This window comes from Sphingobium sp. OAS761, from assembly GCF_024168485.1.
In the GTDB taxonomy this organism is placed as follows: Bacteria; Pseudomonadota; Alphaproteobacteria; order Sphingomonadales; family Sphingomonadaceae; genus Sphingobium.
On the sequence record NZ_JALJVY010000002.1, the window covers coordinates 93,596 to 106,697 of the forward strand.

Consider the following 13,102-nt stretch of genomic DNA (forward strand, 5'->3'; position numbering starts at 1 on the left):
GTCAGGCGCCGAGCGCGGCAGCCAGATCGGCGCGAACGCGCTCGAGCTGCGCCAATATGTCCTTGTCCGGACCGGGAACGGGGCGGTCCTCCTCCGACGACGTAGTGACACTCTTGTCGCCCAGCGATTTTTGCGCGCCTTTTACGGTGAAGCCCTGAACATGGAGAAGTTCGTGAATGCGCCGGGCCAGTGCGACATCGGCGGGCCGATAGTAACGACGATTTCCCGCCCGCTGCAAAGGCCGCAATTGCGGGAAGCGGGTTTCCCAATAGCGCAGGATATGTTGAGGAAGCCCAAGCTCATCGGCGAGCTCGCTGATGGTCAGAAATGCCCCCTCGACCTTTTTCATGACAAAGATGTTGCACCAGCAGGCGAGAAGGTCAACCTTGGTAAAAGGCGATCTATCTCAAAAAGATGCGCATCCGTCAGGCGACCCGGTCACGCAGAGTCTGGCTCGCCCGGAAGGTCAGAACGCGACGCGGTTCGATAGGCACTTCGACGCCCGTCTTGGGGTTGCGGCCCATGCGCTGGGTCTTGTCTCTCAGGACGAAGGTCCCGAAACTGGAGATTTTGACATTTTCCCCGCGTTCCAGCGCCGCCGACATATGGTCCAGGATGGATTCGACCAGGGTCGCGGCTTCCGCCCGCGACAGACCGACATGGCGATTAAGGCTCTCCGCGAGATCCGCTCGCGTCAAAGTCCCGTTGCCGCTCATACCTGACCCCTCTATCCCGCCTTGCGCGCAGCCACCCCCCAGTGACCATAAGACAAAAGTGACCGATTTACAGCGATTCGGCAAGCGTTCTAAAGAACAGGTCGCCAATCAGATCCGCAGTACGCAGGCACCCCAGGTGAAGCCCCCGCCCATTGCTTCCAGTACGACCAGATCACCCGGCCTGATCCGTCCGTCGCGTATCGCAAGATCGAGAGCGAGTGGCACCGACGCGGCGGATGTATTGGCATGGCGATCGACCGTCATGATCACACGGTCAGGCGACAGCTTGAGCTTGCGCGCGGTCGCATCGAGAATGCGGGCATTGGCCTGATGCGGCACCAGCCAGTCGATGTCGGCGGCTGACAATCCGACCATGGCCATGACCTCGTTCAACACGGCGGCGAGGTTGACGACGGCGTGGCGGAATACTTCCTGACCCTTCATCCGCAGCTTGCCGACGGTCTGCGTCGTCGATGGTCCACCGTCGACATAGAGCAGCTGGTTGTGGCGTCCGTCAGCGTGCAGCTTCGACGCCAATATGCCGCGTGTGCCCTCGGTGACGCGCGCATCGCCTTCCTCGGCGCCCAGGATGACCGCGCCGGCGCCGTCGCCGAACAATACGCAGGTCGTGCGATCTTCCCAGTCCAGAATGCGACTGAAGGTTTCCGCACCGATCACAAGCGCGCGACCGGCCGCGCCGGACCGGATCATGCTGTCGGCCACGGTGACGGCGTAAAGGAATCCCGAGCATACCGCCGCAACGTCGAATGCGACGCAGTCGTCGATGCCGAGCGCGGCCTGCACCTTGGTCGCGGTGGCCGGAAAGGTCTGGTCGGGCGTGGCGGTCGCCAGGATGATGAGATCGATGTCATCAGGCGCCAGGCCTGCCGCATCCAGCGCCGCGCGTGCCGCATCGGTCGCCAGCGTGGCCGTGGTTTCGCCCTCGCCCGCTATGTACCGGGCGCGGATACCGGTCCGCTCCACGATCCATTCGTCGCTCGTGTCGACGGTCTGCGCCAGTTCCGCGTTGGTGACGACGCGGGCGGGAAGGGCCGAGCCCGTCCCCAGAAGAATGGAACGGCGGATCACTTGGCGGGCTGCTCCATTTTGGCCGCGACGGTCGAGAGGCGTTCCACCCCCGCCATGTCGGCGGCGATGCGTCGGGTAATATCCTCTTCCAGCAGGCGGGCCGCGACATGGACCGCATTGGCGACGCCCTTGGCGTCGGCACTGCCGTGACTTTTCACCACCACGCCGTTCAGGCCGAGAAACACTGCCCCGTTGTGGTTATTGGGATCGAGATGATGCTTGAGCAGGTGCATCGCGGGCTTGGAGATCAGGAAACCGATCTTCGAGCGGATCGAACTGGTGAAGGCGTTACGCAGCACATCCGTCACGAAGCGGGCCGTCCCTTCGGCCGTCTTGAGCGCAACATTGCCGGAAAAACCGTCGCACACGATCACGTCGGCCTCGCCCTTCGCGATCTTGTCCCCCTCGGTGAAGCCTTCGAACCGCAGCGGCAGCGAATCGGCGGCGCGCAGAAGGGCCGCGGCATCGCGAATCTGGTCGGTGCCCTTGAGATCTTCGGTGCCGATGTTCAGCAGGCGCACGCGCGGACGATCGAGGTCGAACGCGATTCGCGAATAGGCAGCGCCCATGACCGCAAACTGCACAAGGTTGCGGGCGTCGCATTCGGTGTTGGCGCCCAGGTCGAGCATGATGACATCATTGTCGCCCAGCGTCGGCAGCATCGCCGCGAGCGCCGGCCTGTCGACACCGGGCATGGTGCGCAGGGCCAGTTTCGCCATCGCCATCAGCGCGCCGGTATTGCCGGCCGAAACAGCCGCGCCGGCATCGCCCGCCTTCACGGCGGCGATGGCCATGCTCATCGAGCTGTCCTTCTTCCGGATCGCGACGCTGGGCTTGTCCGACCCGTCGACGACGGAGGCGGCATGCACCACGTCTGACGCCGCCCGCAAATTGGGGTGATGGTCGAGCGCAGCCTTGATCCGCGCTTCATCGCCGAACAGGGTGAAGCGCAATCCCTCATGGCGGTGACGGGCGAGCGCTACGCCCGCCATCATCACACGCACGCCTTCATCCCCGCCCATCGCGTCAATTGCGATTCGCGGCTGGCTGGACACTCTGGCTTTACCCCTTTGCGGAGATCGGGAAATTACGCCCCGACGGCGAGGATTTCGCGACCGTTATAATGACCGCAGGCGTCGCACAGGTTGTGCGGACGCTTCAGTTCGCCGCAGTTGGAGCATTCCTGATACGCCTCGACGCGCAGCGCATCGTGGCTACGGCGCATGCCGCGACGGGAAGGAGAAGTCTTGCGCTTGGGGACAGCCATGTCGGCACCTTGTTCCGTAAATCAATCTGGTTATGCGACTGGCCGGTTTTCCCCGATGGATGCCGACGCCAACGGCGCCGCAGACCCATGCGGCCCGGGTGATCGCGAAGCCATGCGCCTATAGCGTTTTCTGACGCGGGCGCAAGTCCTTCCTTGCCACGTGGGCCGGATTGCCTAGGCTGCGGTCCATCATCAAAGGGGGGGAAACACGCCCATGCTGCTGCCCGTCACACTCACCTTCGCCGCCGGCTGCGCCTTCATCAACCTGTGGCTCGCCATACGCTGTGTCCAGCGCCGGTTCGCCGCACAGGCGATCCATGGCGATGGCGGCGACCCACTGCTGGCGCACCGCATGCGTGCGCAAGGCAATTTCATAGAATATACGCCCATCATACTGATTCTCTTCGCACTCGTCGAATTGGCCGTGGGCGCCTCGCAATGGCTTTGGCTGTGCGCCGCGGCCTTCCTGATGGCCCGGATCGCCCACGGGATCGGCATGGATTCGGACAAGCCCAATCCCTGGCGGGCAGGCGGCATGATCGTCACATTTCTGGTGCTTGTCGGCCTGGCGATTGCCGCGCTGACCGTCGCCTACACCGCCACCCGCGCGATCCCCGCCCCGCCGGCTCTCGCAAGCGGAGGCTGAGGCTCAGCGCGCGAGAACCGAATCGGCGACGAACGGATTGCTGCGGCGTTCATGCGCGAAATTGCTCATCGGGCCGTGGCCGGGGACGAACGCGGTATCGCCGCCCAGCGGCCACAGTTTGCCGGTGATGGCGTCGATCAGGTCCTGATGATTGCCCCTGGGGAAATCGGTACGGCCGATCGACCCTTGAAACAGCACGTCGCCGACGATCGCAAGCTTGCTGGGCGCGTGGTGAAAGACCACATGGCCCGGCGTGTGGCCGGGGCAATGGAGCACGTCGAGCACCAGATTGCCGACCGTCACCCGGTCGCCGTCGACCAGCCAGCGGTCGGGTTCGAACACCTGGCCGTCGATGCCGTATTTGGCACCGTCCGTGTCCAGCTTGTCGATCCAGAAACGGTCGGCCTCGTGCGGCCCCTCGATAGGAACATCCAGTTCCTTCGCCAGAAGGCCCGCCTGCCCGCAATGGTCGATATGCCCATGGGTCACGAGCAGCTTCTCTATCGTCACGCCCTGCTGCTCCGCCGCGCGCCTGAGCACCGGCAGATCGCCACCCGGATCGACGAAGGCACCGCGCATCGTCTGCGTACACCAGAAGAGCGTGCAGTTCTGCTGCAAGGGCGTCACGGGAATGAGGGCGGCTTTGAGCGGCGGTATCGTCATGCCCCCGATGTGGCGCGACCGCGCGTCCCGCGCAAGGGTCAGTCGCCGACCGGCAGCGGGATCGGTTCGCCCAGGCTGATACCGTCAAGCACCTTGGCGGTTTCGTCGCGTACCCGAAGCATGATCCGATGGAGACGACATTCCGATTCGGGCAGGCAATTGGTGCAGCTTTCATGGGCGAACCGGCTGGCGCAGGGGGTGAGCGCCAGCGACCCGCGCGTCAGGCGGACAATGTCGCCATAGCTGATGTCCACCGGCGCCAGCGCCAGCCAATAGCCCCCGTCCCTGCCCCGTTGCGTCGCCACCAGACCCTCGCGCGCCATCTCGGAAAGAATGACGGTCAGGAATTTGGACGGGATATTCTGTCGTGTGGCGATCTCGTTCAGCGGGACGGGGCCCTGGCGGTAACGATCGGCAAGATGCTGGAGGGCGCGGATAGCGTAACGGGTCTTCTGGGACAGCATGGGTCCGTTATTCGCTCGCGGCCCGGGTTTGACAACCCGCTTAAGGGGCGGGCGTCAACGCCGCGCGCGCCTGCAGGGGAAAGTCGCTGAAAATTCCGTCGACGCCCGTTGCCGCGATGGCGCGGACATAAGCGTCGAAGTCGCCATGCCCGGCCACGTCGTCGGGGCGCTGGTACGACGCGGGCAGGAAGATATTTTCCATCCGCAGTGTCCAGGCATGGACCTGAAGCCCGGCATCATGCGCACGTCCCACCAGCGCGGTCGCGCCTTCGGGCGCCAGCACCATCGCGGCCGACGGACCGATACCGTCCGCATAGGCGGCGATGTCGGACAGACCCTGCACCGTGAGCATGTCGAAATAGCTGGTGCCCGGCAGATCGGCCGGACCACCCTGAGCATCGACGAGCTGGATCAGCCGCAGGCGTGTGACCGCGCGCAGCGCCTTCAGATTGCCGACCTCGAAGGACTGGATGAAAACCGGGTCGGCCTCCGTCTGGTATCCGTAGCGGCCCAGCAATTCGAGCAGCGGCGCCTGATGCGGCAGGCCGATCGTGGCGAAATAGGTCGGATGCTTGGTTTCGGGATATATGCCGATACGCCGATGCTGTTCCGCCTCCTTGGCCTGCACCAGCTTCAAAATCTCTTCAAATGTGGGAATCTGGTACAGCGCGTCGAACCGTTTGTTGGCCGGGCGTACATCGGGCAGCCGTTCGCGGGCACGCAATGTCCGCAATTCGGCCAGCGTGAAATCCTCCGTGAACCAGCCGGTCATTTCGACGCCATCGATGACCTTGGTCGTGCGGCGGTCGGCGAATTCGGGATGGCCGGCGACATCGGTCGTGCCGCCAATCTCGTTTTCATGCCGGGCAACGAGCACGCCGTCCTTTGTCAGGACAAGATCGGGCTCGATATAGTCGGCACCCTGGTCGATCGCGCGTTCATAGGCGGCAAGCGTGTGTTCGGGACGCTCGCCGCTCGCGCCACGATGCGCGATGATGATCGGCGTGGCCGATGCGGTGGAGAGAGGGACGATGCTCATCAGCAGGATCAATCCGATGCGCAGCAGTCCCCGCCCGATCACGCCGTCACGCCCCGCAGCGCATTTTCATAGGTCGTCGCCTTGAACCCGACGATCGTGCCCTTGCCCGTATCGAGGATCGGACGCTTGATCATGGACGGGTTGGCCATCATCAGCAGGATCGCCTTGTCGGCGTCGATATGCGCCTTGTCCCCCGCGTCCAGCGCCTTGAAGGTGGTGCCGGAACGGTTGAGGATGGTTTCCCAGCCATGTTCCATCACCCATTCCTCCAGCCGGTCCTTGTCCACGCCCGACACCTTATAATCATGAAAGCCGTATGCGACGCGTTCGTTATCCAGCCAGTTGCGGGCCTTCTTGATCGTGTCGCAATTCTTGATGCCGTACATGGTGATCATGATGCTGTGTTCCTGATAGCCTTGGCCGGTTACCCTTTGAAGGCGGTGACCTCAATTTCGATCTTCATTTCCGGCTTGATGAGGCTGGCGACGACGCAGCTGGCCGCCGGGCGGATGTCACCGAAAACAGGGGCGGTCGCTTGGCCCAGGACGTCCCAATAGGCCGGATCGGTGATATAATAGGTGACGCGCACGACATCGGCAAAGGAAAAACCGGCCTGTTCCAACGCCGCGCCGATGACCTTGAGCGCGTTTCGGCCCTGTTCCACGACGTCGTCGGGCATGGCCTTGGTTTCAGGATCGGTTCCTGTCGTACCGGCGACGAAGCACCAGTCGCCCTGAACGACGGCACGGGAATAGCCGACCTGCGCCTCGAAAGGCGAGCCGGAGGAAATAAGCTGGCGGGACATGCGGATTCCTGCTGCGATGCGAAAGGATCGGGTGCGCCTTTGCCCCTTCGACGATGCACTGTCCAGCGCTTTCGCCGGAACAGGCCCTGTCCCCAGCCGTTGAGCCGGCAGGTTTCTAAGGAGACATGCCATGGACGGCAGGATGCCCGACCGGGAATTTGACGAGAACAGCGAACAGGCCGATGCGGACGCCCAGGCCCAGACGGTGACGGAAGATGCTGCGCACCGATCGACGGACCTTAGCGAGGACAGCGAACATGGCGGGCGCCCCAACCCCGCGCAGATCGTGCCCGACGATGTAGAGGATCTGGTCGACAAGATGAACGCGATGAACCGTTCAGGCCGCATCGACAATGACGCTTTCGCCGGCGAGCCGCAAATGGACGACGAGGAGGATGCACTCGGTCCGACCGAAACGGCCGACGACGACCTGCCTTAGGCGACGGCGCTTTTCGCCAGGCCGAAGTTTATCATGCCGCGTGCCATGTGGCCCAGTGCCTCCGCCATGGCATCACCCAGCTTCGGGTCGAGCGTTGCGTCGCCGGCGATGGTGCATGTCATGGCCGACGCCCATTGATCGGCAAGGTCAGAACTGATCGGGAAGGCGCGATGCAGCGACATCACGCATTGGCCGCGCTCGAACCAGTCGCGCGGTCCCCCCAGCCAGCCCGCCAGGAAGCGGGTCAGGCCGTGGCGAACCGGCCCCAGATCCGCCCCGTGCAGCGCGCGCAGGCCGGCATAGGCGGCATCCCGTTCGATAAGGTCGTAGAAACGATCGACGATCGCCCGGACAACAGGCTCACCACCGATACGGACATAGGGACTGGGCGGGGCGGCGGCGTTCATCGATCGGCTCCGATTCGGATAGAGACGGCCAGCCTGGCAGCGCGGCCCGGCATGACATTGACGATCGTCAAATCGAACAGCCTCGGGATCGGCATGAAGGTGGAGCGGCTTTAACATCCTGTTTGCTCTCCGCCCGGTAAGATTCCGGCATGGCGAAACGAAGTTCTGGACAGGAAGCGCGGGCGCGACGGAGCATGGTGCAGCAGGCCTGGCTGGCCGACGCGCGACGTGCCGGCGGCGAGCGGCGGTTTAGAAGGCGACGCGACGGCCTGAATATGCCCGCACTGGTCTACATGATGTGCCTGGGCCTGCTTCTGGGCTGGTACGGGCCGGGCTGGATCGAGCGGACGGAGCGGATGATCCGGCAAGTGCCCGTCCGGCAGGCGCCTCTCCATGCGATGCCCGATACGCTGTCGGCGCAATTCGGATATTGCCATAGCGGCGGCGGCACCAATTGCGTCGTCGATGGCGACACATTCTGGTTCCGTGGCGACAAATATCGCATCGCCGACATCGACACGCCCGAAACCCACGGCCCGCGCTGCACGGCGGAAAACGAACTGGGGATGCGGGCAACGATGCGATTGCAGACGCTGATGAACGCCGGCCCCTTTTCGCTGGAAAGCATCGATCGCGACACCGATCGCTACGGTCGGTCGCTGCGCGTGGTTACGCGGCAAGGCCAGTCGATCGGCACCGTTCTGGTTGCCGAAGGACTGGCCCGAAACTGGGACGGCAGCCGCCATCCCTGGTGCTGACGGCTCGGCACATGAGCGCCGTCCCACCAGCTGAACCTTAACGGCAGCTCAGGCTGCCACGATCGACTTCCCGTCCAAGCAGCGCTCCGGCGCCCGCGCCGATGAGGATGCCGGTCGTATTCGACCGCCCGCGATCAAGCTGGCTGCCCAGCAGACCGCCCAGAGCTGCGCCCACGATCAGGCCGGTCGTGCCGTCCGAGCGGCGGCAATAATAGCGATCGTCATAGCCGCGATAGATGCGGGTTCCGCGCGTCACGCGGATCGGTGCATAGCCCGAACGATAATAGCGGTCAGCGCGATAATAGCGGCCGTAGCGCGGGTCGGGCCGGTTATAGTCGTAGCGATAGACCACCCGGCCAGGCACCCGATAGGCCCGGCGATCCTTGCGCCATTCCTTATGCGCATGCTTGCCGCCATGTTTCCAATCGCCGCGACCATGACCCGGGGGCGGCTTGCCATGGCCCGGCTGGGCCAGCGCAGGCACGGCGGTCAGCGTCATGGCGCCGAGCGAGAGGGCGGCGATCATGCCTTTTACGGAAAATTGCATGGCTCCAGTTCCTTTCAATGATTCCGACATGCACGCTAGAACCCTGCAACTGAACCTATGTTGCATGAACGGAACAAAACTGCCCGTTCAGTCCGGCGACAGGCCGGTCCCGATTTCGCGATGCAGGTCCCGGGGAAGGCCATGCGCCCTTTCCCACGCAAGCCGTCGCAACGGCGAACGTGCAGCGCGGGCCGGCGGTCACAAGGCGTTGGAGATGGCGTCCTGCTGCGCATTGGCGAGCGCCGTGCCGTCCGTGCCGTTACCGGCCGTCTCATCCCCGCCGACTCCGACGAACTGAATGGCGGTGAGCATCACCAGCACCGCCCAGAGCAGCGCCAGCCAGCGGCTGGTGAAGAGTGAGCGGAGGCGGACGCCGAACAGCATGGGTCCACCATAAGAGCGCCGGATTAAAGAAGCGTCACTGCGGCCGTTCGTCCGACGGGTGCCGATCCGGCGCGGCAAAGGTGACCGGGCTGGTCAGCAATACCCGCTCCATCCGGGTCGCGCCCAGGCATTGATGGCAATGCGCATGGTCGAAGAGCGTATCCAGCACCCATAGCTGCGCCTGCACATCCCATGTAGCCCAGGCGTCGCGCACGACATGATCGCTGCCGCAAACATGGCAGATATAAGCATGGGTGGGGGAGAAGGGTTCGGGCATGGCGCGAACATAAGCGCGTTTTGCGCCATTTTGGGCGAAGAAGGGTCCGTTCCGGAGCTTTTTCCCGTACAGCAAGACCTGGCCCGAGGGGCGCCTTTATCGCACGCTGCTCATGCAGTGCCTGAAGCGCTAACTATGATGGCCGAGGGGGCCGTCCGCACGATGATGCGGATGGCCCTGCCCTCTTTCACTCTGCCGCTATGCCCGCTGCCTTGAACATATCGGGATCGGCGTCGTCGGCGTTCGCGGCTTCTCCGCCCTTGAGCTTCTGGCGACGGTCGAAGGCGTCCCAGACGTCGTTCCACTGGCCGCGGGTCGCGCCCTTCGAATATTCGGTGGCGCGGGTCTCGAAGAAGTTGGCGTGTTCGACGCCGTTCAGGAGCGGGGTGAGCCAGGGGAGCGGATGCTCATCGATCATGTAGATGGGCTTCAAACCCAGTTGCCCCAGCCGCCAGTCGGCGATGTAGCGGACATATTTCTTGATGTCCTTGGGCGTCATGCCGGGCACCGGCCCCATTTCGAAGACAAGGTCGACGAACGCATCCTCGATGCGGACGGTCTTGTGGCACATGTCCAATATGTCGTCCTTGACCGCCGGGGTCAGGCAACCGCGTTCCGCGCAGAAGGCGTGGAACAGCTTGATGATACCCTCGCAGTGGAGCGTTTCGTCGCGGATCGACCAGGTGACGATCTGGCCCATGCCCTTCATCTTGTTGAAGCGCGGAAAGTTCATCAGCATCGCGAAGGACGCAAAGAGCTGCAAGCCTTCGGTAAAGCCGCCGAACATGGCGAGCGTGCGGGCGATATCCTCGTCCGTGTCGACGCCGAACTGTTGCAGATAGTCGTGTTTGTCCTTCATTTCCTTATATTGCATGAAGGCGCTGTACTCGCTTTCGGGCATCCCGATCGTGTCTAGCAGATGGCTGTAGGCGGCGATGTGGACGGTTTCCATGTTGCTGAACGCGGTCAGCATCATCTTGACCTCGGTCGGCTTGAACACGCGTCCATATTTTTCGTGGTAGCAATCCTGCACCTCGACATCCGCCTGGGTGAAGAAGCGGAAAATCTGCGTCAGCAGGTTGCGCTCATGGTCGCTGAGCTTCTGCGCCCAGTCGCGGCAATCCTCGCCCAGAGGCACTTCCTCAGGGAGCCAGTGCAGCTGCTGCTGGCGTTTCCAATATTCATAGGCCCAGGGATATTCGAACGGCTTGTAGACCTTGGAGGCTTGGAGAAGGGGCATGGGAGTTATCCTCGGGTAGAACTGCGCGCACCGACACCCAGAAAACAGATGCCGATGAAATATCCGAAATCATACCATCCACCATTGTTGGGGACAGCGTAGATGGCGACATCCGGCACGAAGAGTGAAATCACCCAAGCGACCGGAAAGATGAAGCCATGAAAGATGCCGAGCCAGAAACCGGGGGCCGCAGGCTCCACCGTTGTCGAAACCTGGCGGGCACAGCCGGACAGGAACATGAACAACAGGACTGCGCCGGCAAGGCGTGCCCGGCTTACCGGGCGCGCCTTACACCCGTTACTGACAGGCGAGACATTCATCATAGTCGGTGGTCTCGCCGATTTCGAACTTGGGGGCGTCGATCGTATTGTCCGCTTCCACCCCGCCGGCGAAGCCGGCGCGCTGCACCGACTTGGACCGCAGATAGTAAAGCGACTTGATGCCCAGTTCCCACGCGCGGAAATGGAGCATCAGCAGATCCCATTTCTCCACGTCCGCCGGAATGAACAGGTTCAAGGACTGCGCCTGATCGATATAGGGCGTGCGGTCGGCGGCCAGTTCGAGCAGCCAGCGCTGGTCAATCTCGAAACTGGTCTTGAACACATCCTTTTCTTCCTGGGTCAGGAAGTCGAGATGCTGGACCGAGCCACCGCGTTCGAGGATCGAGTTCCAGACAGCCGTGCTGTCCTTCGACTTGGTCACCAGCAGCTTTTCCAGATAAGGATTCTTGACCGCAAAGCTGCCCGAAAGCGTCTTGTGGGTGTAGATGTTCGCCGGGATCGGTTCGATGCACGCCGACGCGCCGCCGCAGATGATGCTGATCGATGCAGTAGGCGCGATCGCCATCTTGCACGAAAAGCGTTCCATCACGCCCTGATCGGCGGCGTCGGGGCACGGGCCGCGTTCATGAGCCAGCAGCATCGACGCCTCGTTCACCTTGGCGTTGATATGCTTGAAGATGCGCAGGTTCCACGATTTGGCCATGGCACCTTCGAACGGAATGCGGCGCGCCTGAAGGAAGCTGTGGAAGCCCATGACGCCCAGACCCACCGAGCGTTCGCGGCTGGCGCTGTACTTGGCGCGCGCCATTTCAGGCGGTGCGCGGTCGATATAGTCCTGAAGCACATTGTCGAGGAAGCGCATGATATCTTCCGCAAAGCTCGGATGATCCTTCCACTCGTCCCATGTTTCCAGATTCATCGAGGACAGGCAGCAGACGGCAGTGCGATCCTGGCCGAGATGGTCGCGGCCGGTCGGCAGGGTGATTTCCGAGCAGAGGTTGGACGTCGAAACCTTCAGCCCCAGATCGCGATGATGCTTGGGCATCATCCGGTTCACAGTGTCGTTGAAGACGATATAGGGCTCGCCGGTGGCCAGGCGCACCTCGACCAGCTTCTGGAACAGGGCGCGGGCGTTGACACTGCCGCGCACCGACCCGTCCTTGGGGCTGCGCAGGTTGAATTCGGCGCCGTCGCGCACCGCTTCCATGAACTCGTCGGTCAGCAGCACGCCATGGTGAAGGTTCAGCGCCTTGCGGTTGAAGTCGCCGGACGTCTTGCGGATTTCAAGGAATTCCTCGATTTCCGGGTGCGAGATGTCGAGATAGCAGGCGGCCGATCCGCGGCGCAGCGAACCCTGGCTGATCGCGAGGGTCAGGCTGTCCATCACGCGCACGAACGGGATGATGCCGCTGGTCTTGCCGTTGAGGCCCACCGGCTCGCCGATGCCGCGCACATTACCCCAGTAGGTGCCGATGCCGCCGCCGCGCGAGGCGAGCCACACATTTTCGTTCCAGGTGTTGACGATGCCTTCCAGGCTGTCGTCCACGCTGTTGAGATAGCAGCTGATCGGCAGACCGCGGCCGGTGCCGCCGTTCGACAGGACCGGAGTCGCCGGCATGAACCACAGCTTCGAAATATAGTCATAGACGCGCTGGGCATGATCGGCGTCGTCGGCATAGGCGGCCGCGACGCGGGCGAACAGATCCTGATAGGATTCGCCGGGCAGCAGATAGCGGTCGTTCAGCGTCTCCTTGCCGAATTCCGTCAGCAGCGCATCGCGCGTCGCGTCCGTCACCACGGCGAAACGGCGCTCCTGCACCGTCGAGGAGGATGCCGCCGACTGGGCCGCCTTCATGGCCGGCGCCTTTTCCTCGGTCCGCGTTTCCAGCATTTCGTCCATCACCGTCGCCACGTCACCGCCACCTTGTCCACTGTCCCGAAAGTCCATTTTGCGAGCCCCCGAATGTTCTCGTTTCGTTCGATTCGGTCAAGCCAGATATGCTGGAGACCGACAGTCTAGCACGAACCGTCCCCGTCCGGGCGCGGAAATGCCCCAACCGAGCGGATCGCAAGGACAAAA

At 63.1% G+C, this 13,102-nt stretch carries 20 protein-coding genes; 3 read left to right on the plus strand and 17 right to left on the minus strand.

The window, feature by feature from the left end; genetic code table 11:
* Position 1: 1 nt before the first annotated feature.
* From J3E64_RS03110 to rpmF, 5 genes are all read right to left on the minus strand, one after another.
* Entirely contained in the window at positions 2 to 349 is a 348-nt protein-coding gene (locus tag J3E64_RS03110) for a MerR family transcriptional regulator (protein WP_253339626.1), read from the minus strand.
* 76 nt (positions 350 to 425) lie between these two features.
* On the minus strand, positions 426 to 716 hold the full coding sequence (locus tag J3E64_RS03115) for an integration host factor subunit alpha (RefSeq protein ID WP_253339628.1): 291 nt from the start codon (positions 714 to 716) through the stop codon (positions 426 to 428).
* Positions 717 to 824: 108 nt separating this feature from the next.
* Entirely contained in the window at positions 825 to 1,805 is a 981-nt protein-coding gene (locus tag J3E64_RS03120; RefSeq protein ID WP_253339631.1) for a beta-ketoacyl-ACP synthase III, read from the minus strand.
* Complete coding sequence (gene plsX / locus J3E64_RS03125) at positions 1,802 to 2,827, minus strand: phosphate acyltransferase PlsX (RefSeq protein ID WP_253340241.1); 1,026 nt, start codon at positions 2,825 to 2,827, stop codon at positions 1,802 to 1,804. Before plsX ends, J3E64_RS03120 begins: the two co-directional genes overlap by 4 nt.
* A 65-nt stretch (positions 2,828 to 2,892) precedes the next feature.
* Positions 2,893 to 3,072, minus strand: a complete 180-nt coding sequence (gene rpmF / locus J3E64_RS03130) for a 50S ribosomal protein L32 (RefSeq protein WP_253339633.1) — start codon at positions 3,070 to 3,072, stop codon at positions 2,893 to 2,895.
* A 214-nt stretch (positions 3,073 to 3,286) separates the two neighbouring features.
* On the opposite strand from rpmF, the gene J3E64_RS03135 reads away from it, so the two are divergent.
* On the plus strand, positions 3,287 to 3,718 hold the full coding sequence (locus tag J3E64_RS03135) for an MAPEG family protein (protein WP_253339663.1): 432 nt from the start codon (positions 3,287 to 3,289) through the stop codon (positions 3,716 to 3,718).
* 3 nt (positions 3,719 to 3,721) lie between these two features.
* On the opposite strand, the gene J3E64_RS03140 is transcribed toward J3E64_RS03135, so the two are convergent.
* Genes J3E64_RS03140 through J3E64_RS03160 form a run of 5 tightly spaced genes read right to left on the minus strand, consistent with a single transcriptional unit; the run spans position 3,722 to position 6,689 of the window.
* Positions 3,722 to 4,381, minus strand: a complete 660-nt coding sequence (locus J3E64_RS03140; protein WP_253339665.1) for an MBL fold metallo-hydrolase — start codon at positions 4,379 to 4,381, stop codon at positions 3,722 to 3,724.
* Positions 4,382 to 4,419: 38 nt separating this feature from the next.
* Entirely contained in the window at positions 4,420 to 4,845 is a 426-nt protein-coding gene (locus J3E64_RS03145; RefSeq protein WP_253339667.1) for an Rrf2 family transcriptional regulator, read from the minus strand.
* A 40-nt stretch (positions 4,846 to 4,885) separates the two neighbouring features.
* Complete coding sequence (locus J3E64_RS03150; RefSeq protein ID WP_253339669.1) at positions 4,886 to 5,926, minus strand: glycerophosphodiester phosphodiesterase; 1,041 nt, start codon at positions 5,924 to 5,926, stop codon at positions 4,886 to 4,888.
* A complete protein-coding gene (locus J3E64_RS03155) occupies positions 5,923 to 6,279 on the minus strand; it encodes an ArsC family reductase (RefSeq protein ID WP_253339671.1) in 357 nt (118 codons plus the stop codon). The genes J3E64_RS03150 and J3E64_RS03155 overlap by 4 nt, the downstream gene beginning before the upstream one ends.
* Before the next feature lie 29 nt (positions 6,280 to 6,308).
* Positions 6,309 to 6,689, minus strand: a complete 381-nt coding sequence (locus J3E64_RS03160) for a RidA family protein (RefSeq protein WP_253339673.1) — start codon at positions 6,687 to 6,689, stop codon at positions 6,309 to 6,311.
* A gap of 130 nt (positions 6,690 to 6,819) precedes the next feature.
* Here J3E64_RS03160 and J3E64_RS03165 point away from each other — a divergent pair, with 130 nt between their 5' ends.
* Positions 6,820 to 7,128, plus strand: a complete 309-nt coding sequence (locus tag J3E64_RS03165) for a hypothetical protein (protein ID WP_253339675.1) — start codon at positions 6,820 to 6,822, stop codon at positions 7,126 to 7,128.
* Here the strand turns inward: J3E64_RS03165 and J3E64_RS03170 are convergent.
* Positions 7,125 to 7,535 (minus strand): globin, encoded by a 411-nt coding sequence (locus tag J3E64_RS03170; protein WP_253339677.1) that lies wholly within the window; start codon positions 7,533 to 7,535, stop codon positions 7,125 to 7,127. The genes J3E64_RS03165 and J3E64_RS03170 overlap by 4 nt on opposite strands.
* Before the next feature lie 194 nt (positions 7,536 to 7,729).
* Here J3E64_RS03170 and J3E64_RS03175 point away from each other — a divergent pair, with 194 nt between their 5' ends.
* Positions 7,730 to 8,293, plus strand: a complete 564-nt coding sequence (locus J3E64_RS03175; protein ID WP_253340243.1) for a thermonuclease family protein — start codon at positions 7,730 to 7,732, stop codon at positions 8,291 to 8,293.
* A 37-nt stretch (positions 8,294 to 8,330) separates the two neighbouring features.
* Here the strand turns inward: J3E64_RS03175 and J3E64_RS03180 are convergent, their stop codons facing one another.
* From J3E64_RS03180 to J3E64_RS03205, 6 genes are all read right to left on the minus strand, one after another.
* A complete protein-coding gene (locus J3E64_RS03180; protein ID WP_253339679.1) occupies positions 8,331 to 8,840 on the minus strand; it encodes a glycine zipper 2TM domain-containing protein in 510 nt (169 codons plus the stop codon).
* 198 nt (positions 8,841 to 9,038) lie between these two features.
* Complete coding sequence (locus J3E64_RS03185) at positions 9,039 to 9,224, minus strand: hypothetical protein (protein ID WP_253339681.1); 186 nt, start codon at positions 9,222 to 9,224, stop codon at positions 9,039 to 9,041.
* 34 nt (positions 9,225 to 9,258) lie between these two features.
* The gene (locus J3E64_RS03190; protein WP_253339683.1) at positions 9,259 to 9,501 is read right to left on the minus strand and encodes a hypothetical protein; all 243 of its coding nucleotides are present in this window, start codon (positions 9,499 to 9,501) and stop codon (positions 9,259 to 9,261) included.
* A 187-nt stretch (positions 9,502 to 9,688) separates the two neighbouring features.
* Complete coding sequence (locus J3E64_RS03195) at positions 9,689 to 10,741, minus strand: ribonucleotide-diphosphate reductase subunit beta (protein ID WP_253339685.1); 1,053 nt, start codon at positions 10,739 to 10,741, stop codon at positions 9,689 to 9,691.
* A 5-nt stretch (positions 10,742 to 10,746) separates the two neighbouring features.
* Positions 10,747 to 11,064, minus strand: a complete 318-nt coding sequence (locus J3E64_RS03200) for a hypothetical protein (RefSeq protein WP_367398593.1) — start codon at positions 11,062 to 11,064, stop codon at positions 10,747 to 10,749.
* A complete protein-coding gene (locus J3E64_RS03205; RefSeq protein WP_253340247.1) occupies positions 11,039 to 12,922 on the minus strand; it encodes a ribonucleoside-diphosphate reductase subunit alpha in 1,884 nt (627 codons plus the stop codon). The genes J3E64_RS03200 and J3E64_RS03205 overlap by 26 nt, the downstream gene beginning before the upstream one ends.
* Positions 12,923 to 13,102 lie beyond the last annotated feature (180 nt).

Excerpts from the sequence above, each read along its gene's own strand:
- rpmF (WP_253339633.1), bottom strand. The coding sequence starts at position 3,072 with ATGGCTGTCCCCAAGCGCAAGACTTCTCCTTCCCGTCGCGGCATGCGC.
- J3E64_RS03145 (WP_253339667.1), bottom strand. The coding sequence starts at position 4,845 with ATGCTGTCCCAGAAGACCCGTTACGCTATCCGCGCCCTCCAGCATCTT.
- J3E64_RS03110 (WP_253339626.1), bottom strand. The coding sequence starts at position 349 with ATGAAAAAGGTCGAGGGGGCATTTCTGACCATCAGCGAGCTCGCCGAT.
- J3E64_RS03165 (WP_253339675.1), top strand. The coding sequence starts at position 6,820 with ATGGACGGCAGGATGCCCGACCGGGAATTTGACGAGAACAGCGAACAG.
- plsX (WP_253340241.1), bottom strand. The coding sequence starts at position 2,827 with ATGGGCGGGGATGAAGGCGTGCGTGTGATGATGGCGGGCGTAGCGCTC.
- J3E64_RS03180 (WP_253339679.1), bottom strand. The coding sequence starts at position 8,840 with ATGCAATTTTCCGTAAAAGGCATGATCGCCGCCCTCTCGCTCGGCGCC.
- J3E64_RS03135 (WP_253339663.1), top strand. The coding sequence starts at position 3,287 with ATGCTGCTGCCCGTCACACTCACCTTCGCCGCCGGCTGCGCCTTCATC.
- J3E64_RS03200 (WP_367398593.1), bottom strand. The coding sequence starts at position 11,064 with ATGATGAATGTCTCGCCTGTCAGTAACGGGTGTAAGGCGCGCCCGGTA.
- J3E64_RS03205 (WP_253340247.1), bottom strand. The coding sequence starts at position 12,922 with ATGGACGAAATGCTGGAAACGCGGACCGAGGAAAAGGCGCCGGCCATG.
- J3E64_RS03175 (WP_253340243.1), top strand. The coding sequence starts at position 7,730 with ATGGTGCAGCAGGCCTGGCTGGCCGACGCGCGACGTGCCGGCGGCGAG.
- J3E64_RS03185 (WP_253339681.1), bottom strand. The coding sequence starts at position 9,224 with ATGCTGTTCGGCGTCCGCCTCCGCTCACTCTTCACCAGCCGCTGGCTG.
- J3E64_RS03155 (WP_253339671.1), bottom strand. The coding sequence starts at position 6,279 with ATGATCACCATGTACGGCATCAAGAATTGCGACACGATCAAGAAGGCC.
- J3E64_RS03195 (WP_253339685.1), bottom strand. The coding sequence starts at position 10,741 with ATGCCCCTTCTCCAAGCCTCCAAGGTCTACAAGCCGTTCGAATATCCC.
- J3E64_RS03170 (WP_253339677.1), bottom strand. The coding sequence starts at position 7,535 with ATGAACGCCGCCGCCCCGCCCAGTCCCTATGTCCGTATCGGTGGTGAG.
- J3E64_RS03140 (WP_253339665.1), bottom strand. The coding sequence starts at position 4,381 with ATGACGATACCGCCGCTCAAAGCCGCCCTCATTCCCGTGACGCCCTTG.
- J3E64_RS03160 (WP_253339673.1), bottom strand. The coding sequence starts at position 6,689 with ATGTCCCGCCAGCTTATTTCCTCCGGCTCGCCTTTCGAGGCGCAGGTC.
- J3E64_RS03115 (WP_253339628.1), bottom strand. The coding sequence starts at position 716 with ATGAGCGGCAACGGGACTTTGACGCGAGCGGATCTCGCGGAGAGCCTT.
- J3E64_RS03190 (WP_253339683.1), bottom strand. The coding sequence starts at position 9,501 with ATGCCCGAACCCTTCTCCCCCACCCATGCTTATATCTGCCATGTTTGC.